Consider the following 19,422-nt stretch of genomic DNA (forward strand, 5'->3'; position numbering starts at 1 on the left):
AAATATAAATTTGTCTAATCTCTAGGGAAAAGGAGATGAGGTATGAAGGGTAAAAATTTCAAAACAGAAATCTTTTGGAGTGATAGTAGGCCTGTATTTCAAAATATCCCAGATTTATTAAAAATACAATATGATTCCTTCAACTGGTTTTTAACTCAGGGTCTTAGAGAGGTTCTTGATGAAATAAATCCTATAGAATCGGTACGTCAAGGACTATCTTTAGAATTTGTTACTACTGAGGACGGTATAAAGATTGATCCGCCTACAAAAACCCCTGATGAATGTTTAGAAAAAGGTCTTACTTATGAATCCTCAATTTATGTAAAGACAAGGTTGTATTTTAAGGATGAGAATAGGAATATCAAAGATATTAAAGAACAGATGGTTTTTCTTGGAAATATTCCTCAAATGACTAATAGAGCCACCTTTATTGTAAATGGTACAGAAAAGGTTATAGTTAACCAAATCACAAGATCGCCTGGAGTATTTTTCCAGGAAGAGGGACATAGTATTATTGCAACTCTTATACCTACAAGGGGTGGCTGGATAGAGTTTGAATTGGATAGTAATGGTATTATCTATATTCATCCTAATGGAATGAAAAAATTTCCTGTATCTCTTTTACTTAGGGCTTTAGGTTACGATTTGGATTATTTCTCTGAAATTTTAGGACCAGAAGAGTTGAATTACTTGGAAATGACCTATGCAAAAGACAATGTAAATGATAGATCACAAGCAATTTTTGAGGCTTGTGCAAAGTTAAGACCTGGGGATGTTCCAAGTAGAGAAGAGGATGCATTAAGAGTAATAAAACAAATGTTTTTTGATGTTAGAAGATATAACTTGGGTAAAGTTGGAAGATATAAATTAAATCAGAGATTGGGATTAAACATTCCCCTTGATAACTATGCTCTTACAGAAGATGATTTAATCGAAATAATAAAAAGGCTGACAATGGTTAAAACAGGCAAAGATGAGACAGATGATATAGATCACCTTGGTAATAGAAGAATAAGATCTGTAGGAGAACTCTTGCAGATGCAATTTAGGGCTGGACTTGCAAGGGTAGAGAAGTTGATAAGAGAGAAGATGGCTTTAACAGATCCCGAACAAGCAAGTCCTATTGCTTTAGTAAGTACTAGACCTTTGATGGCAGCAGTTAAAGAATTCTTTAATAGAAACCCACTCTCCCAATTTATGGATCAAACTAACCCTCTTTCAGAGCTCGCTCATAAGAGAAGAATAAGTGCTCTGGGCCCTGGAGGTTTAACTCGTGAAAGAGCAACATTTGAAGTAAGAGATATTCATCCTTCTCATTATGGAAGGGTTTGTCCAATAGAAACTCCAGAGGGCCCTAATGCAGGTTTAATAAACTATTTATCCACTTTAGCTATAGTTGATGAATATGGATTCTTGAGAACACCTTATTACAGAGTAAAAGATGGAAAAATTACAGATGAAATTGTGTATCTATCAGCCACAGAAGAAGATAAATATACCATAGCATCCTTTGATGTTCATATTAATGAAAATAGAGAAATAGTTGATGAGCTAATTCATGCAAGAAGAAAAGGAAAGTTTGTACTTTGTTCTCCTAAAGAAGTAGATTTCGTAGGAGTATCACCATATCAAACAGTAAGTATTTCTACTGCTTTAATTCCTTTCCTTGAACATGATGACGCAAACAGAGCTCTTATGGGAGCAAATATGCAGCGTCAAGCAGTACCATTGATAAATACAGAGCCTCCCTTAGTGGGGACAGGAATTGAAGAAACTGTAGCAAGAAATACGGGAGTTATGGTCATATCTGACGTAGATGGTATAGTTAAAAAAGTATCGTCCTCGGAGATTGTGATCGAAACAGATAATAAAGAAGAGAAGAGGTATCAACTTATAAAGTACAGAAGAACAAATCAAGGGACTTGTTGGAATCAAAAGCCAATAGTTGAAGTAGGACAAAGGGTTAAAAAAGGAGATGTTTTAGCTGATGGTCCAGCAACTTCTAATGGAAAACTTGCTTTAGGTAGAAATGTGCTTGTAGCATTTATGCCATGGGGTGGCTATAACTATGAGGACGCAATAATAATAAGTGAAAGATTAGTTAAGGAGGATATATTTACGTCTATTCATATCGAAGAATATGAGATAAAAGCAAGAGATACAAAACTTGGTCCTGAGGAAATAACTAGGGATATACCAAATATAAGTGAAGATGCCATAAGGTATTTGGATAAAGATGGGATAATAATGATAGGTGCAGAGGTTGGTCCTAATGATATTTTGGTAGGAAAGGTCACTCCAAAAGGTGAAACCGAACTTACTCCTGAGGAAAGGCTATTGAGAGCGATTTTTGGAGAAAAGTCTCGTGAAACTAAGGATACATCTTTGAGGATGCCTCATGGTGAGTGGGGTAAGGTCATAGATGTAAAAGTTTTGAGCAGAGAAAATGACGATGAACTTCCTCCAGGAGTAAATAAGATTGTAAAAGTTAGAGTTGCTCAAATAAGAAAAATTTCGGTAGGAGATAAGTTGGCAGGAAGGCATGGTAATAAGGGTGTAATTGCAACCATATTACCAGAGGAAGATATGCCCTTCCTTGAAGATGGTACTCCAGTAGACATAATATTAAATCCATTAGGAGTGCCGTCTCGTATGAACGTGGGACAAATTTTAGAAACCCATTTGGGATGGGCAGCTAAAGAATTAGGTTTATATGCTATAGTACCTCCCTTTGATGAAGTATTGGGAGAAAATAGATCTGCTAATTTAGTGAAGGAGATGCTGAGAAAAGCAGGGCTTCCCGAGGATGGTAGGGTGGTTCTATATGATGGGAGAACTGGGGAGCCTTTCAACCAAAAAGTTACTGTAGGATATATGTACATTTTGAAATTAATTCATCTTGCGGATGATAAGATTCATGCAAGATCTGTTGGACCTTATTCTCTCGTTACTCAGCAGCCTCTTGGTGGAAGAGCTCAATTTGGTGGTCAGAGATTTGGAGAAATGGAGGTATGGGCCTTGGAGGCTTATGGCGCAGCTCATACTCTGGAAGAGATGTTAACATATAAATCTGACGATGTGGCTGGAAGAACCGAGGCTTATTCTGCTATTGTTTCTGGTAACTTGATAAAAGAACCAGGTATTCCGGAATCCTTTAAAGTTCTTGTTAGAGAATTACAAGGATTAGGTATTAAGGTATCTGCCTATATCGGAAATAGATTGGTTAATCTTTATAAAATTGAAGATGAATCTTAAGGAAGGGGAGGAATAAACCTTGAAGATAAAAGATTTTGATAAGTTAGTTTTTGGTTTAGCATCGCCCGAAGATATTCTAAGTTGGTCTTACGGTGAGGTTAAAAAACCGGAGACCATTAATTATAGAACTTTTAAACCTGAAAGAGACGGGTTGTTTTGTGAGAAAATTTTTGGACCTGTAAAGGACTATGAATGTCATTGTGGTAAGTATAAGGGACAAAGATATGAAGGTATAACTTGTGACAGATGTGGAGTTACAGTAACGAAGAGTTCTGTTAGAAGAGAAAGAATGGGACATATTAAACTTGCTGTGCCCGTAGTACATATTTGGTACTTTAAGAATGTTCCTAACTATATAGGTCTACTTCTTAACATAAGCAGTAAGCAACTTGAAGAGGTAATTTATTACCACTCCTATATAGTATTAGATCCAGGAGACACTCCTTTACAAAAAATGCAAGTCTTAACAGAGGAGGAATACGAAAAGGCCTATAGCGATTTTGGAGACGGTTTTAAGGTTGGAATGGGTGCGGAGGCTATAAAAAGACTCTTAAAGGAATTGGATTTAGAAGAATTATCTTTTGACTTGAAAAAGCAGATAGAGGAAATTCAGGGGCAAAAAAGAGCAAAACTCATTAAGAGGTTGGAAATAGTAGAAAGTTTTAGGTTATCAGGAAATAAACCTGAGTGGATGGTATTAGAGGTATTACCTGTTATTCCCCCAGATTTAAGACCAATGGTACAACTTGAGGGTGGTAAGTTTGCAACTTCCGATCTTAATGATCTTTATAGAAGGGTTATTAATAGAAACAATCGTCTTGCGAAACTTTTAGAGATAAATGCTCCTGAGATTATCGTTAGGAATGAAAAGAGGATGTTACAGGAGGCAGTAGATGCACTTATTGATAATGGCAGGAGAGGAAAACCTGTTACTAATGCTAGTGGAAGAGCATTAAGATCCTTGTCAGACATATTAGAAGGAAAGCAAGGAAGGTTTAGACAAAATCTTTTGGGTAAGAGAGTTGATTTTTCAGGAAGAGCTGTGATTGTGGTTGGCCCTGAGCTAAAATTGCATCAATGTGGTCTTCCTAAGAAAATGGCTTTGGAGTTGTTTAAGCCTTTTGTAATAAATAAATTAATAGAGCATGGCTATGCTACTAATGTGAAAAATGCTAGAAAGAAAATAGAAAGAGAAACTTCTGAAGTATGGGATGTACTTGACGAGATTATTAAGGAAAAATTAGTACTTTTGAATCGTGCTCCTACTTTGCATAGAGTTAGTATACAAGCTTTTGAACCTAAATTAATCGATGGAAATGCAATTCAACTGCATCCTTTAGTGTGTCCTCCATACAATGCAGATTTTGATGGAGACCAGATGGCAGTTCATGTACCCTTATCTATTGAGGCTCAAGCAGAGGCACGTATTTTGATGTTATCAGCTAATAACCTTATTTCTCCTGCTCATGGAAAGCCTCTTACATTGCCAACTCAAGATGTGGTTCTTGGACTTTATTATCTTACTCTTATGGTTCCTGGAAGAGAGGTAGAAGACAAGAGATTTGCAACACCAGAAGAGGTTTTGTTAGCTTTAGAGAATAAAAAGGTTGATCTGCATTCAAAAGTATATGTGCACAAGAAAGGTATGGAAGAAACTTATAATATATCTTTGCCTGATCAGCCGGCATTTATAGAGACAACACCAGGAAGATTAATTCTAAACGAAATTGTTCCTGAAAAGTTGAGATATTATAATGTCACTTTAAATAGAAGAGAAGTAAGAAAAATTGTTGAAAAATGCTTTGAGGTTTATGGTTGGAGTAAAACTGCAGAATTTTTGGATGAACTTAAACGACTTGGTTTTGAGTATGCCACAAAGGCAGGAGTAAGTTTCTCTATTGTAGATATTGAGATACCTAAAGAGGCAAAAGAAAAAGTTATAAAGAAAGCAGAAGAAGAGTCTACGCTTCTTCAGAAGGCCGTAGAAAGTGGCTTATACTCTGAGGAAGAGAGATATCACAGGGCTATTGAAATATGGACAAAAGCAACGGAAGAAGTAAAAGATATAATGCTTGCTAACTTTGATATTCTTAACTCTGTATATATGATGGCATTTTCCGGTGCAAGAGGTAATGTAGACCAGGTAAGACAGCTTGCAGCTATGAGAGGTTTAATGGCTGATCCATCAGGACAAATCATGGACATTCCTATTAAGTCAAGTTTTTATGAGGGATTAACTGTATCAGAACACTTCATTTCTTCCTATGGTGCAAGAAAAGGTGTAGTAGATACAGCTTTGAGAACCTCCGATTCAGGATACTTAACTAGAAGGCTTGTAGATGTAGCTCAGAGTCTTGTTATTAGAGAAGAAGATTGTGGAACTGACGATGGTATATACGTAGAAGCCTTAGAGGATGAGGGCAAGATAGTATTAAGTCTTAAGGATAGAATTATAGGAAGGTTTGCTGCTGAAGATGTATACAATGATAAGGGAGAATTGATAATAGCTAAGAATGAGTATATAGACGTAGAAAAAGCAAAATTAGTAGAGAAGTTTGGTATAAAGAGAGTAAAAATTAGATCTCCGATGACTTGTAAGAGTGAGAAGGGAATATGTCAGAAATGTTATGGTGAAGATTTAGCAACTCATAGACTTGTCAACATAGGAGAGGCTGTAGGAGTAATAGCTGCTCAATCTATCGGGGAGCCTGGAACTCAGCTTACCATGAGGACCTTCCATACTGGTGGTGTTGCTCTAACATCTTTGAACTATCAAAATATCCAATTTAGAGTAACTGGAAAGGTTGATTTTGTAGATTTGAAGTTTAGAGATAGATTTGAGGTTTTAGGTAAAAGAGAAAAAATGGTGGTAGGACGTAATGGAAAAGTTGTGGTTAAAGGTGATGGTCAAGAAGAGGAAATAATTATTCCACCAGGCGCTATAATCTCTATTGAACCTGGAAGTGATGTTACTAAGGGTATGAGTTTGGGATATATTGATCCTAATTTAAGATATATAACATCTCCTTATTCTGGGAAAGTTGTAAGGGTTGAAAAGGTTTTGGAAAATCGCAGTAAGAGATTTAATCTTGTTAATGTAAGGTACAACAGAGATATTAATAAATATGAATTAAGCTTTAATGAAGAAACTCACACAGTCTTTTGTTCTGTAGTACTATTAGATCAATCCGGGAATGAGCATAGGATAGAACTACCAGAAGGAGCAACATTCTTATTTAGAATCGGAGATCTCATTGATGAAGGAGATTTAATTGCCGAGTACAGTAGAGAAACGATGAAGATTCAATCTTGCGAAGATGGTAAGGTGGTTAATATTCTTGAAAGAAATGGCGAAATAATAGACAAAATAGTAGCTACAGGAGAGGCAGTTGTTGTAGTAAGAAACAATGACGGTAAGGAGATTGAGTATAGAATTCCTCGTGGACTTAAACTGCACGTGAATGTTGGTGACCATGTGGAATTTGGTACTATTCTTGCTTACTTCCCTTCTTACCAGCAAAGGACTGCAAAAACAGAAGATATTGTCCAAGGTCTTCCTCGTGTAGAAGAGCTGTTTGAGGCAAGAAGGCCAAAAGGAAAATCCATAATAGCTGGTGTAAGTGGTATTGTAAGGATAACAAGAACTAAATCAGGGGAAAAGATAATAATTGAAGGTGAAGATGGTAGTAAAGATGAGCATATTTTACCTCCTAATGCTCAACTTTTAGTGAAAGAAGGAGATTATGTAACAGTTGGACAGGAATTGACTAAAGGATATAGAAACCCTGCAGAAATTCTTGCTAATGAAGGGCTTGCTGCTGTACAGAGATATATCGTTGATGAGGTACAAAAGGTTTATCTAAAACAAGGAGCAGAAATTAATGACAAGCACATAGAAGTTATAGTTAGACAAATGACTAACAGAGTAAGAATTGAAGATCCAGGTGATAGTAATTTCCTATTTGGTCAACTTGTCAATAAAGTTACCTTTGAAAAAGTGAAGCAGAAATTAGAGGAGGAGGGTAAGAGACCACCTGTAGCAAGAGAAGTAGTGCTTGGTATTACAAAAGCAGCCCTAACTACAGAGAGCGTCATTTCTGCAGCTTCCTTCCAGGAAACCACAAGGGTCTTAGCTGAGGCTGCAGTTAAGGGAAAGGAAGATTATCTTGAAGGGTTAAAGGAAAACGTAATAATAGGCAGATTAATCCCTGCAGGTACGGGGCTCTTTAAGAGAATTGTGCCTCAAAAAAGAACAGCAAAGAAGGTTGAGGTTTTAGAAGATGGAGGAGAAGTTGAAATTAACTCTTGACAAAGTTAATCGTATAATGATAAACTTTTTTTCGCTTGCCTTTAGGGGCTATATTATAAGTTTATTTAATTTTCAATAACTGAGTGTAGGAGGTGTAATTTTGCCTACCATAAATCAATTAATAAGAAAAGGAAGAGAGCCAAAAGAAAGAAAAAGTAAATCTCCCGCTCTTATGGGCAACCCCCAGAAGAGAGGGGTATGTATTCGTGTAACTACGATGACCCCTAAAAAGCCTAACTCTGCTTTAAGAAAGGTTGCTAGGGTTAGGTTGACAAATGGGGTTGAAGTATGGGCGTACATACCTGGAATAGGACATAATTTACAAGAACACTCAGTAGTTCTTGTAAGAGGTGGTCGTGTTAAAGATTTACCAGGTGTAAGGTACCATATTATTCGTGGTGCTTTAGATGCTGCAGGGGTTGAAGGTAGAAAACAAGGAAGATCTAAATATGGAACAAAACGTCCAAAGGAAGGAGGTAAGAAATAATGCCACGTAGAGGTCCAGTTACTCCAAGAGAAATACCTCCTGATCCTGTATATAATAGTGTTCTTGTACAGAAACTTATAAATAAAGTTATGCTTGATGGTAAAAAGAGTATTGCAGAAAAAATAGTATATGGTGCTATGGAAATAATAAGAGAAAAAACAAAACAGGATCCTTTAGTTGTTCTTGAAAAGGCGGTACAGAATGTAACACCTCTTCTAGAGGTAAGACCAAGAAGAGTTGGTGGTGCAACCTATCAGGTGCCAATAGAAGTTCCTCCTAGAAGAGGTCTTTCTCTCGCTTTGAGGTGGATTGTTAGGGCGGCAAGAGAAAGAAAAGGTATGCCTATGAAAGAAAGGCTTGCTTTAGAAATTTTAGATGCTCTTAACAATACTGGTGGAGCAATTAAAAAGAGAGATGAAATGCATAGAATGGCAGAGGCTAATAAGGCATTTGCTCATTATCGTTGGTAATTAAAAAAGGAGGAAGATAGACGTGCCTAGATGTCCATTAGACAAATTAAGAAATATAGGAATAGCTGCTCATATAGATGCAGGTAAGACTACTCTTACCGAAAGGATATTATTTTATACTGGTAAAACTCACAAACTAGGTGAGGTTCACGAGGGAACAGCGACCATGGACTGGATGGAGCAAGAAAGGGAGCGTGGTATCACTATAACAGCTGCTACAACTACCTGTCAATGGAAAGATCATATAATAAACATAATTGATACTCCGGGACACGTAGATTTTACTGTTGAAGTAGAGAGATCCTTAAGAGTTTTAGATGGTTTGATAGCAGTATTTTGTGGTGTTGCTGGAGTTCAGCCACAATCTGAAACAGTTTGGAGACAAGCCACAAAATATAATGTTCCAAGAATTATCTTTGTTAATAAGATGGATAGGGTTGGGGCAAACTTCTTTAGAGTGGTGGAAATGATAAAGGATAGACTAGGGGTTAATGCAGTACCTGTTCAAATACCAATTGGTAGTGAGGATCAATTTAGGGGTGTAGTAGATCTTTTCGAAATGAAGGCTATTGTATATCATGATGATCTTGGGATTAAGTGGGAAGTTACAGAAATTCCTGATGAGCTAAAAGATAAAGCTAAAGAGTATAGAAGTAAACTGATAGAGGCTATTGTGGAACTTGATGATGAGCTTTTAATGAAGTACTTAGAAGGGGAAGAGATTCCCGTAGCCGATTTGAAGAGGGTTTTGAGAAGGGCTACTATTGAGGGCAAGTTATATCCAGCATTATGTGGTTCTGCCTTTAAGAACAAGGGTATTCAGCCATTGCTCGATGCCGTTATAGACTATCTTCCATCTCCTTTAGATTTACCTCCTGTGAAGGGCATAAATCCTATTACTGGAGAAGAAGAAATAAGGCTAGTTAGTGAGGATGAATCATTTGCCGCTTTAGCTTTTAAGGTAATGACTGATCCCTATGTAGGTAAGCTTACATATTTTAGAGTTTATTCTGGAAAGCTTGAAAAAGGGAGTTATGTCTATAATTCAACTAAAGGTAAGAAAGAAAGAATTGGTAGGCTTCTCCAAATGCATGCTAATCATAGAGAAGATATAGATGCAGTATATGTGGGAGATATTGCTGCTGCTGTGGGTTTAAAATTTACTACTACAGGTGATACTCTTTGCGATGAAAACAGACCTATAGTTCTCGAAGGAATGACATTCCCTGAGCCTGTAATTTCTGTTGCTATCGAGCCAAAGAGTACGGAAGAACAAGATAAATTGAGTATTGCTCTTCAAAGACTTGCTGAAGAAGATCCAACGTTTAAAGTAACTTATGATGAGGAAACAGGCCAAACTTTGATACATGGTATGGGAGAACTGCATTTAGAGATTATTGTTGATAGATTGAAGAGGGAATTTAAGGTAAATGCTAATGTTGGTAAACCACAGGTATCCTATAGAGAGACCATTAGAAAGCCTGTAAAAGTTGAAGGTAAATATATTAGACAAACAGGTGGAAGAGGTCAGTACGGTCATGTTTGGTTAGAATTAGAACCTCTTCCAAGAGGTAGTGGTCTTGAATTTGTAAACAAGATTGTGGGAGGAGTAATTCCTCAACAATTCATTCCAGCTGTTGAGGCTGGTATTAGGGAGGCTGCAGATCGAGGAGTGCTTGCAGGGTATCCTGTTACGGACTTAAGGGTTACTCTTTTTGACGGATCATATCACGAAGTTGATTCTTCAGATATGGCTTTCAAGATTGCAGCTTCTCAGGCTTTTAAAGATGGAGTTTTAAAAGGTGATCCAGTTCTTTTAGAGCCTATAATGAAGCTTGAGATAATTGTTCCTGAAGAATATATGGGAGATGTAATAGGCGATCTTAATAGTAGAAGAGGTAGGGTTGAGAAGATTGATTTTGTAAATAATACGAGAGTAATAAAAGCATTAGTTCCTCTCGCAGAGGTTTTTGGATATGCTACCACCTTGAGGTCATTAACTCAAGGTAGAGGAATATTCTCAATGGAATTTTCACATTATGAAGAAATGCCTATCAATATTCAGGAAAAAATTCTATCTTCAAATCTTAAAAAATGAAGGAATAGGAGGAGATAAAGGATGGCGAAGGAGAAATTTGTAAGGACGAAGCCACATGTGAATATAGGTACGATAGGGCACGTAGACCATGGAAAGACGACATTAACATCAGCGATAACGATGACACTAGCTGCTGAAGGATTAGCGAAGCCCTTGAAGTATGAAGACATAGACAAAGCGCCAGAGGAGAGGGCAAGGGGAGTGACGATAAACCTTGCGCATGTAGAGTATGAGACGCACAACAGGCATTATGCGCACATAGATGCGCCTGGTCATGCTGACTACATAAAGAACATGATTACTGGTGCTGCACAGATGGACGGAGCGATACTAGTAGTATCAGCTGCGGATGGTCCGATGCCCCAGACGAGGGAGCACATATTACTTGCGAGGCAAGTCAATGTGCCATACATAGTAGTATTTTTGAACAAGATAGACATGGTAGATGATCCGGAGATAGTGGACTTAGTAGAGATGGAGGTAAGGGATTTATTAACGAAGTATGGATATCCAGGGGATGAGGTACCGGTAGTAAGGGGGTCAGCATTAAAGGCATTAGAGGCGTTATTCCAGAACCCTCAGATAAAGAGAGGGGAGAACAAGTGGGTAGATGCGATATGGGAGTTAATGGATGCGGTAGACAATTACATACCGATACCAGAGAGAGATGTAGACAAGCCATTTTTGATGCCGATAGAGGACATATTTAGCATAACAGGGAGAGGTACAGTAGTGACGGGTAGAGTAGAGAGAGGAAGGGTGAAGGTAGGGGACGAAGTAGAGATAGTAGGATTAAGTGATGAGATAAAGAAGAGTGTGGTGACGGGAGTAGAGATGTTCAGGAAGCAATTAGATGAAGCGATAGCTGGTGACAACATAGGGATACTATTAAGAGGGATAGACAAAGATGAAGTAGAGAGGGGTCAAGTAGTAGCTGCGCCAGGTACGATAAAGCCGCACACACATTTCAAGGCGCAGGTATATGTATTGAAGAAGGAAGAAGGTGGAAGGCACACGCCATTTTTCAGTGGATACAAGCCACAATTTTACTTTAGGACGACAGATGTAACAGGGGAGATAAAGTTACCAGAGGGAGTACAGATGGTTATGCCAGGTGACAACATAGAGATGGAGATAAAGTTAATCAAGCCTGTAGCGTTAGAGGAAGGTTTAAGGTTTGCTATAAGAGAAGGTGGAAGAACAGTTGGTGCAGGCGTCATAACTAAAATTATTGAATAATGGGGGCGATTAAAGGATATGAGTAGCTATCTGGAGAAACAAAAGATAAGAATAAAACTAAAGGCTTTTGATCATAGAGTTCTTGATATTTCTACCAAGAAGATTATTGATACAGTAAGAGGAACTGGGGCCAAGATTTCTGGCCCTATTCCTCTCCCCACTAAAGTAACAAGATATTGGGTTCTTCGCTCTCCCCATGTTAATAAGAATTCTGGAGAGCACTTTGAAATAAGAATACATAAGAGATTAATAGACATAATAGAACCTACCTCAAAGACGGTGGAAGCTTTAATGAATTTGGAGCTTCCTGCTGGTGTTGAAGTTGAAATTAAAACATAGAGAGGGGAAAAGCTATGGCAGCTCCTACTACAAAAGCTATATTAGGAAGAAAAATTGGAATGACACAAATATTTACTGATAGTGGAGAATTGATTCCTGTTACTGTTATTAAAGGAGGACCTTGTCTTGTTCTTAATGTAAAAACCAAAGAAAAAGATGGGTATGATGCTATTCAATTAGGATTCGAAAATTGCAAGGAGTCAAAACTTAATAAGCCACAACTTGGAATATTTAAAAAGTTGGGACTCCCGCCTTTTAGAATTATAAAGGAAGTAAGAGTTAAGAATCCTCTTGACTATACAAGAGGACAAGAAATAAGGGTAGATATTTTTCAAGAAGGTGAACTTGTAGATATTACAGGTAAAAGTAAAGGTCATGGTTTTACCGGCCATATAAAAAGATGGGGTTTTAGAAGAGGAAGAATGTCTCATGGTTCTAAGTTTCACAGGAGAAGGGCTTCCATTGGTGCTGGTGGTGTACAGCATGTAATGAAGGGACAGAAGATGGCTGGTAGATGGGGTAATGAGACTATAACTGTTCAGAATTTAAAGGTTGTTAAAGTGGATAAAGAAAAGGATATTATTTTAGTAAAAGGTGCTGTCCCTGGACCTACAGGAAATCTACTGATTATTAGAAAAGCTGTTAAGGAAATAAATACCTAGGAAGGGGATAAGAGGATATGATACAAGTACCTGTATATAATCAAAAAGCAGAAAAGGTTGGAGAGATAGAGTTAAAGGAAGAACTTTTTGGGGTTGAGAAAAGGCCTGATCTTTTTTATACATGTGTTGTTATGCATCTTGCCAATGGTAGACAAGGGACTCATTCTACAAAGAGAAGAGGCGAAGTAAATAGAAGCGGAAGAAAGGTCTGGCCTCAAAAAGGTACAGGACATGCAAGGCAAGGAGACAGGAAAGCTCCTCACTGGGTTGGTGGTGGAAGACCATTTGGTCCAAAACCAAGAGATTATTCTTATAAGATTCCTAAGAAGATGAGAAGGCTTGCTATAAGATCTGCTTTGTCTACAAAGCTTCAAGAGAATGCTTTGATTATTTTGGACAAAATCGAATTATCTCAGCCTAAGACGAAAGAGTTGGTAAATATTTTAAATAATTTTGGTTTAGCTGATTCAAAGGTTCTTATTGGTGTTCCAGCTAAAGACGAGAATCTAAAAAGAGCTGCAATGAATCTTGAAAAAGTTAAAACAATGATAGCGTCGGTTTTGAATGTTTATGATCTCTTGAAATATGATTATCTTATACTTACGGTTGATGCGATTCCAGTATTAGAGGAGGCATTTTTAAAATGAGAGATCCTTATACAATAATCTTAAAACCTGTGTTAACGGAAAAGAGTCTTAATCTTGCTAAACAAAATAAATATGTATTTGAAGTTGCTAAAGATGCAAATAAAATTGAAATAGGAAAAGCTGTAGAAGAGATATTTAAAGTGAAAGTAAAAAGTGTTGCCGTAATTAATGAGAAACCTAAAAGAAGAAGATTGGGAATTTCTCAAGGCTTTACTTCTACCAAGAAGAAGGCTATAGTTACTTTAGAACCGGGCTATAAAATAGAGCTTATCAGTGGAGTATAGGAGGTAGAAAGATATGGGTCTTAAAAAATTTAAACCAATTACGCCTGGGTTAAGACATCTAATATTACCTGATTTTTCTGAAATTACAAAAGAGGAGCCAGAAAAATCTTTATTGAAACCACTTAAGAAAAGTGGAGGAAGAAATAATTTTGGGCATGTAACCTCTAGGTTTAGAGGTGGTGGACATAAGAGACTTTATAGAATCATAGATTTTAGAAGGGATAAAGATAATATACCTGCTAAAGTTGCAAGTATAGAGTATGATCCTAATCGTACTGCAAGAATTGCTCTTCTTCATTATGCCGATGGAGAAAAGAGGTATATTATTGCTCCTGAGGGATTAAAAGTTGGCGATATTATAATGTCTGGTGAGAATGTTGATATAAAGATTGGTAATAACTTACCGTTGAAAAATATTCCTGATGGAACATTAATTCATAATTTAGAATTATATCCAGGAAGAGGCGGACAGCTGGTTAGAGCTGCAGGAACAGCTGCTCAGATTCTTGGTAAAGAAGGAAAATGGGCTTATGTTAGACTGCCCTCTGGTGAGATAAGACTGTTTGATTTGAATTGTAGGGCTACTATTGGTCAAGTAAGTAATGTTGATCATCAAAATGTCTCTTTAGGTAAAGCTGGTAGGAGTAGATGGTTGGGTAGGAGACCCCATGTTAGGGGCTCTGCTATGAATCCTGTAGATCACCCTCATGGTGGTGGTGAGGGTAAGGCTCCTATAGGTCATCCAAGCCCCTTAACTCCATGGGGCAAGCCTACTCTTGGATACAAGACGAGGAAAAAGAGAAAGCCATCAGATAGATTTATAATTCAAAGAGCAAATGATAAAAAAGAGAAGTAAAAGGGGAGGAGCACATGGGTCGTTCACTTAAAAAAGGTCCTTATGTAGATCCTAAATTACTTAAAAAGATTAGAGAACTAAATGAAAAAGGAGAGAAAAGGATAATCAAAACTTGGTCAAGAAGATCAGTTATAGTACCAGAAATGGTAGGTCATACTATTGCTGTATATAATGGTAGAAAACATATACCGGTTTATATTACAGAGAATATGATAGGGCATAGACTCGGTGAGTTTGCTCCAACAAGAACATTTACAGGACACAGAATACCAACAGCTCGTATTACGGCTATTAAGTAGGGAGGTTAGATTTTTATGATTGAAGTAAAAGCAGAAAGTAAATATTTAAGGATCTCCCCTTACAAAGCAAGAAGGGTAATTGATCTTGTTAGAGGTAAAATGGTAGAAGAGGCAGAAGCAATACTTGAAAATCTCCCTCACAAGGCTGCCCATTTTATATTGAAATGTTTAAGATCTGCCAAAGCAAATGCAGAACATAATTATGGTTTGAGGGCTGATAGATTATACATATCTAAGGCTTTCGTAAATGAAGGCCCTAGATGGAAGAGATTAAATCCTAGGGCAAGAGGGAGAGCTGACATTATTCAGATAAGAAATAGTCATATAGTTATTTATGTAAAGGAAAAGGAGGAAGAATAAAATGGGCCAGAAAACACATCCTTATGGGTTTAGATTGGGCATAACTAAAGATTGGAAAAGTCATTGGTATGCAGAAAGGTCGGATTATTCCTCCTTATTACATGAAGATTGGGCTATAAGAAACTATTTAAAGAAAAATTATTATCAGGCAGGAATTTCGTTAATAGAGATTGAAAGAAAGGCAGCTAATAGGGTAGATATTACTATTCACACTGCAAGACCTGGAATGTTAATTGGACGTGGAGGAAGTGAAATAGAGAACATTAGGAAAAACTTGATTAAACTAACGAACAAGAATGTATTTGTTAATGTTCAAGAAGTTAAAAATCCAGAACTGGATGCACAACTTGTAGCAGAAAACATTGCTATGCAAATAGAGAAGAGAATTAATTACAAGAGAGCCATGAAACAAGCAATAAATAGGGCATTAAGAGCTGGAGCTAAAGGCATAAAAGTTATGTGTAGTGGCAGATTAAATGGGGCTGAGATTGCTCGTTCTGAGTGGTTTAGAGAAGGAAGAATACCTTTACAAACCTTGACTGCAGATATCGATTATGGGTTTGCAGAAGCTTTTACCATATCTGGAGTGATAGGTGTTAAGGTATGGATATATAAAGGAGATGTTCCAGAACTGCATAAAGAAGCTATTCAAGAGCTTCCTGAAAAGGCTGTACCTAAGAAGATAGAAGATGAAGATCTTTACGAGAAAGACGAGGTGAATTACGATGTTGATGCCTAAGAGGGTTAAGTATAGAAAACAACATCGTGGAAGAATGAAGGGTAAGGCTTCTCGAGGAAATCGTGTAGTCTTTGGAGATTATGGTATCCAAGCTTTGGCTCCCGCATGGATTACCAGTGAACAAATAGAGGCTGTTAGAAGGACTCTAACAAGACATGCTGGAAAAAACGGGAGAGTCTGGATTAGGATTTTCCCGGATAAATCTGTGACTGCAAGACCAGCTGAAAGCAGAATGGGTGGAGGCAAAGGAGACGTAAAAGGATGGGTAGCAGTGGTAAAACCAGGAACAGTATTATTTGAGATTGGAGGGGTTTCTAAAGAAGTTGCAATGGAGGCTATTAGAATTGCTGGTAGTAAGCTTCCTATTAAAACTAGATTTGTGACAAGAGAATTGGGTGGTGAGTAGTATGGCAAGGAAAGCATCTGAATTAAGGGAGAAAACTGATTCAGAACTTAAAGAAGAGCTTAAAAATTTAAGGGCTGAACTTTTTAATTTAAGGCTTCAGCAGGCTACAGGAGGACTTACTAATCCTCATAGAATAAAAGCAGTTAGAAAAGATATTGCTCGTATTCTTACGATTCTACGCGAGAGAGAACTTAAAAAATCTTAAATTAAGGAGAGATGTTCATGGGTAATAGGAAAGAGCTAATAGGAAAAGTAGTAAGTGCAAAAATGCAAAAGACTATTGTAGTCTTAGTAGAGCAGACTTATACTCATCCTTTATACAAAAAAACAGTTACAAGAAGAAAAAAGTATAAGGCTCATGATGAAAACCAAGAGGCAAAAGAAGGGGATATTGTTCTTATTAGAGAGACAAGACCTCTTTCTAAAGAAAAGAGATGGAGATTGGTTAGAATTATAAAGAGGGGAGAAATTGTTCCAACTATTTCTGATGAAGAAAATCTGGAAAATACTGAAACTAAAGTCGAGGTAGGTGGTACAAATGATAATGCCTCAAACTAGATTGGTTGTTGCAGATAATACTGGTGCAAAGGAAATAATGTGTTTTAGAATACTTGGGAAAAAGAGAGTTGCCCAAGTAGGAGATATTATTGTGGCTAGTGTAAAAGAGGCAGTTCCACGTTCTAACATAAAGAAAGGCGATGTAGTTTATGCTGTTGTTATAAGAACTAAAAGGACTATCAAGAGGAAAGATGGTTCATGTGTAAGATTTGATGATAATGCGGCTGTAATTATAGATAAAGAAGGAAATCCAAAGGGTACTAGAGTTTTTGGCCCAGTTGCAAGAGAGCTTAGGGATAAAAACTTTATGAAAATTATCTCTTTAGCAACAGAAGTGATATAGAGGTGAAGTGAAATGGACATCAAAAAAGGAGATCTTGTGTTGGTTATATCTGGAAAAGATAAAGGAAAAAGAGGAAAAGTTATTTCTGTGCTTCCCTCTGAAGAGAAAGTTATTGTAGAGGGAGTTAATATTGTAAAGAAGCATACAAGACCTAATGCAAAAATGAGACAGGGAGGAATTATAGAAAAACCTGCACCTTTATATAGGTGTAAGGTTATGTTAATATGCCCACATTGTAACCAGCCTACAAGGATTAAACATACTTTTCTTGAAGATGGAAGAAAAGTAAGAGTTTGCTCTAAATGCAAAGAAATCATTGATCGGGTCTAATTAAAGGAGGAAAGATTAGTATGGAGGTTTTGAAACAGAAATATATTCAAGAAGTTGTTCCTGCAATGATGAAAAAGTTTGGTTACAAAAATCCGATGGCTGTACCTAAAATAGAGAAAATTGTGGTTAATATTGGTGTAAGTGAAGCAGTTCAGAATCCTGGAGCTATAGAGGCTGCTGCAAGAGATTTGGCAATAATTACGGGGCAAAGACCTATAGTAAGAAAAGCACGTAAATCTATAGCTAACTTCCATTTAAGAAAGGGAATGCCTATTGGGGTAAAAGTTACTTTAAGAGGAGAAAGAATGTATGCTTTTTTGTATAAATTAATAAATCTTGCTCTTCCAAGAGTGAGAGATTTTTCTGGAGTTTCTCCCAATTCCTTTGATGGTAGAGGAAATTATTCTTTAGGTTTAAAGGAACAATTGGTTTTTCCAGAGATTGAGTATGATAAAATTGATAGAATTAGGGGAATGGATATTACAATAGTTACTACGGCAAAAACTGATGAGGAAGCTAAAGAGCTTTTAGCTCTTTTAGGAATGCCTTTCAAAAAATAAAATAAAAAGCGAGGGAGGTTATTGTGGCAAAGAAATCTCAAATAGTAAAATGGCTCAAACCTAAGAAGTATAAAGTAAGAGAATATAACAGATGTAGAATCTGTGGAAGACCAAGAGGATATATCAGAAAATTTGGATTATGTCGTTTATGCTTTAGGGAATTAGCATTGAAGGGTGAATTGCCAGGCGTAAGGAAAGCAAGTTGGTAAGGAGGGTTGCTATGACTGTAACAGATCCTATTGCTGATATGTTAGTTAGAATAAAGAATGCTAGTATGAGAAGGCATCCTACTGTAGATGTTCCTTATTCCAAAATGAAGGAGAAAATTTTGGAAATTCTCTTAAGGGAAGGTTATATTGCTAGGTATGAAGTTATTGGTGAGATACCTCAGAAATATATAAGGGTTTATTTAAAATATAAAGGAAAGACTCCTGTTATTCAAGATGTTAAAAGAGTTAGTAAGCCAGGAAGAAGGTATTACGTTAATAAAGAAGAAATTCCAAGAGTACTTGGTGGCCTTGGAATTGCTATATTATCTACTTCCAAAGGGATAATGACCGATAAAGAGGCAAGACTTTTAGGTGTGGGTGGAGAACTTATCTGTATGGTATGGTAGAAAAGGAGGAGTAAATTATGTCTAGAATAGGGAAAAAGCCAGTTCCAATACCACAAAATGTACAGGTTGAAATAAAAGATGGAAACTGCGTTCTAGTGAAAGGACCTTTAGGACAGCTTGAAAAAACTTTTAGTCCCTTGCTTACAATTAAAAAGGTAGATAATCAAATTGTTGTAGAAAGACCTAATGATGAGAAATTTGTAAAAGCTCTTCATGGTTTAACGAGAGCGTTGATTAACAATATGGTTTTAGGAGTAACTCAAGGATTTGAAAAAAGATTAGAATTACAAGGAACAGGGTACAGAGCAAGAGTTCAAGGTAACAAGCTCATTTTAGAAGTAGGCTTTTCTCATCCTGTAGAATTGGAGATACCGACGGGGCTAACAGTAACAGTTCAAGATAATACAAAAATAAGTGTTAAAGGGATTGACAAAGAGCTTGTTGGACAATTCGCTGCTATAGTTAGGAGTGTAAGACCTGCAGAACCTTATAAAGGTAAAGGTATAAGGTATGAAGGTGAGAAGATAAGACAAAAGGCTGGTAAAGCAGGTAAGAAATAGGAGGT

Annotated in this window: 23 protein-coding genes; all 23 read left to right on the plus strand. The window is 37.0% G+C overall.

Going from position 1 to position 19,422, the window contains the following annotated elements:
• The first annotated feature begins 42 nt into the window (after positions 1-42).
• Positions 43-3,255 carry a DNA-directed RNA polymerase subunit beta gene (rpoB, locus tag DICTH_RS03985; protein ID WP_012546981.1) on the plus strand — a complete coding sequence of 1,071 codons (3,213 nt, stop codon included), beginning with the start codon at positions 43-45 and terminating at the stop codon, positions 3,253-3,255.
• A 19-nt stretch (positions 3,256-3,274) separates the two neighbouring features.
• Positions 3,275-7,564 (plus strand): DNA-directed RNA polymerase subunit beta', encoded by a 4,290-nt coding sequence (gene rpoC, locus DICTH_RS03990; RefSeq protein ID WP_012547665.1) that lies wholly within the window; start codon positions 3,275-3,277, stop codon positions 7,562-7,564.
• Between the two features lie 100 nt (positions 7,565-7,664).
• Entirely contained in the window at positions 7,665-8,051 is a 387-nt protein-coding gene (gene rpsL / locus DICTH_RS03995) for a 30S ribosomal protein S12 (RefSeq protein ID WP_012548653.1), read from the plus strand.
• Positions 8,051-8,521 (plus strand): 30S ribosomal protein S7, encoded by a 471-nt coding sequence (rpsG, locus tag DICTH_RS04000; RefSeq protein WP_012547965.1) that lies wholly within the window; start codon positions 8,051-8,053, stop codon positions 8,519-8,521. The genes rpsL and rpsG overlap by 1 nt, the downstream gene beginning before the upstream one ends.
• 22 nt (positions 8,522-8,543) lie before the next feature.
• Positions 8,544-10,619 carry an elongation factor G gene (gene fusA / locus DICTH_RS04005; protein ID WP_012546971.1) on the plus strand — a complete coding sequence of 692 codons (2,076 nt, stop codon included), beginning with the start codon at positions 8,544-8,546 and terminating at the stop codon, positions 10,617-10,619.
• 21 nt (positions 10,620-10,640) lie between these two features.
• Positions 10,641-11,858 (plus strand): elongation factor Tu, encoded by a 1,218-nt coding sequence (gene tuf / locus DICTH_RS04010; protein ID WP_012547866.1) that lies wholly within the window; start codon positions 10,641-10,643, stop codon positions 11,856-11,858.
• Positions 11,859-11,876: 18 nt separating this feature from the next.
• Positions 11,877-12,197, plus strand: a complete 321-nt coding sequence (gene rpsJ / locus DICTH_RS04015) for a 30S ribosomal protein S10 (RefSeq protein WP_012547250.1) — start codon at positions 11,877-11,879, stop codon at positions 12,195-12,197.
• Between the two features lie 14 nt (positions 12,198-12,211).
• Positions 12,212-12,859, plus strand: coding sequence for a 50S ribosomal protein L3 (gene rplC, locus DICTH_RS04020; RefSeq protein ID WP_012547635.1), 648 nt, complete (start codon positions 12,212-12,214; stop codon positions 12,857-12,859).
• Positions 12,860-12,876: 17 nt separating this feature from the next.
• Positions 12,877-13,506: a 50S ribosomal protein L4 gene (gene rplD, locus DICTH_RS04025; RefSeq protein ID WP_012548675.1), complete on the plus strand. Its 630-nt coding sequence runs from the start codon at positions 12,877-12,879 to the stop codon at positions 13,504-13,506.
• The gene (rplW, locus tag DICTH_RS04030; RefSeq protein WP_012548507.1) at positions 13,503-13,790 is read left to right on the plus strand and encodes a 50S ribosomal protein L23; all 288 of its coding nucleotides are present in this window, start codon (positions 13,503-13,505) and stop codon (positions 13,788-13,790) included. Before rplD ends, rplW begins: the two co-directional genes overlap by 4 nt.
• Before the next feature lie 13 nt (positions 13,791-13,803).
• The gene (rplB, locus tag DICTH_RS04035; RefSeq protein ID WP_012547693.1) at positions 13,804-14,646 is read left to right on the plus strand and encodes a 50S ribosomal protein L2; all 843 of its coding nucleotides are present in this window, start codon (positions 13,804-13,806) and stop codon (positions 14,644-14,646) included.
• Between the two features lie 14 nt (positions 14,647-14,660).
• Positions 14,661-14,945 (plus strand): 30S ribosomal protein S19, encoded by a 285-nt coding sequence (gene rpsS, locus DICTH_RS04040; RefSeq protein WP_012547998.1) that lies wholly within the window; start codon positions 14,661-14,663, stop codon positions 14,943-14,945.
• 15 nt (positions 14,946-14,960) lie between these two features.
• On the plus strand, positions 14,961-15,305 hold the full coding sequence (gene rplV / locus DICTH_RS04045) for a 50S ribosomal protein L22 (RefSeq protein WP_012547306.1): 345 nt from the start codon (positions 14,961-14,963) through the stop codon (positions 15,303-15,305).
• 1 nt (position 15,306) lies between these two features.
• Entirely contained in the window at positions 15,307-16,044 is a 738-nt protein-coding gene (gene rpsC / locus DICTH_RS04050; RefSeq protein WP_012548234.1) for a 30S ribosomal protein S3, read from the plus strand.
• A complete protein-coding gene (rplP, locus tag DICTH_RS04055; protein ID WP_012547142.1) occupies positions 16,031-16,450 on the plus strand; it encodes a 50S ribosomal protein L16 in 420 nt (139 codons plus the stop codon). The genes rpsC and rplP overlap by 14 nt, the downstream gene beginning before the upstream one ends.
• A 1-nt stretch (position 16,451) precedes the next feature.
• The gene (rpmC, locus tag DICTH_RS04060; protein ID WP_012548206.1) at positions 16,452-16,655 is read left to right on the plus strand and encodes a 50S ribosomal protein L29; all 204 of its coding nucleotides are present in this window, start codon (positions 16,452-16,454) and stop codon (positions 16,653-16,655) included.
• Positions 16,656-16,672: 17 nt separating this feature from the next.
• Entirely contained in the window at positions 16,673-17,008 is a 336-nt protein-coding gene (gene rpsQ / locus DICTH_RS04065; RefSeq protein ID WP_012546894.1) for a 30S ribosomal protein S17, read from the plus strand.
• On the plus strand, positions 16,989-17,351 hold the full coding sequence (rplN, locus tag DICTH_RS04070; RefSeq protein WP_012547467.1) for a 50S ribosomal protein L14: 363 nt from the start codon (positions 16,989-16,991) through the stop codon (positions 17,349-17,351). The genes rpsQ and rplN overlap by 20 nt, the downstream gene beginning before the upstream one ends.
• Before the next feature lie 12 nt (positions 17,352-17,363).
• Positions 17,364-17,681, plus strand: coding sequence for a 50S ribosomal protein L24 (gene rplX, locus DICTH_RS04075; RefSeq protein ID WP_012547347.1), 318 nt, complete (start codon positions 17,364-17,366; stop codon positions 17,679-17,681).
• A gap of 20 nt (positions 17,682-17,701) precedes the next feature.
• Positions 17,702-18,241: a 50S ribosomal protein L5 gene (rplE, locus tag DICTH_RS04080; RefSeq protein WP_012547653.1), complete on the plus strand. Its 540-nt coding sequence runs from the start codon at positions 17,702-17,704 to the stop codon at positions 18,239-18,241.
• Between the two features lie 23 nt (positions 18,242-18,264).
• The gene (locus DICTH_RS04085) at positions 18,265-18,450 is read left to right on the plus strand and encodes a type Z 30S ribosomal protein S14 (protein ID WP_012548533.1); all 186 of its coding nucleotides are present in this window, start codon (positions 18,265-18,267) and stop codon (positions 18,448-18,450) included.
• 11 nt (positions 18,451-18,461) lie between these two features.
• Positions 18,462-18,857, plus strand: a complete 396-nt coding sequence (rpsH, locus tag DICTH_RS04090; protein ID WP_012548543.1) for a 30S ribosomal protein S8 — start codon at positions 18,462-18,464, stop codon at positions 18,855-18,857.
• Positions 18,858-18,874: 17 nt separating this feature from the next.
• On the plus strand, positions 18,875-19,417 hold the full coding sequence (gene rplF / locus DICTH_RS04095; protein WP_012547685.1) for a 50S ribosomal protein L6: 543 nt from the start codon (positions 18,875-18,877) through the stop codon (positions 19,415-19,417).
• The last annotated feature ends 5 nt before the right edge of the window (positions 19,418-19,422 follow it).

Source organism: Dictyoglomus thermophilum H-6-12 (assembly GCF_000020965.1).
Classification (GTDB): domain Bacteria; phylum Dictyoglomota; class Dictyoglomia; order Dictyoglomales; family Dictyoglomaceae; genus Dictyoglomus; species Dictyoglomus thermophilum.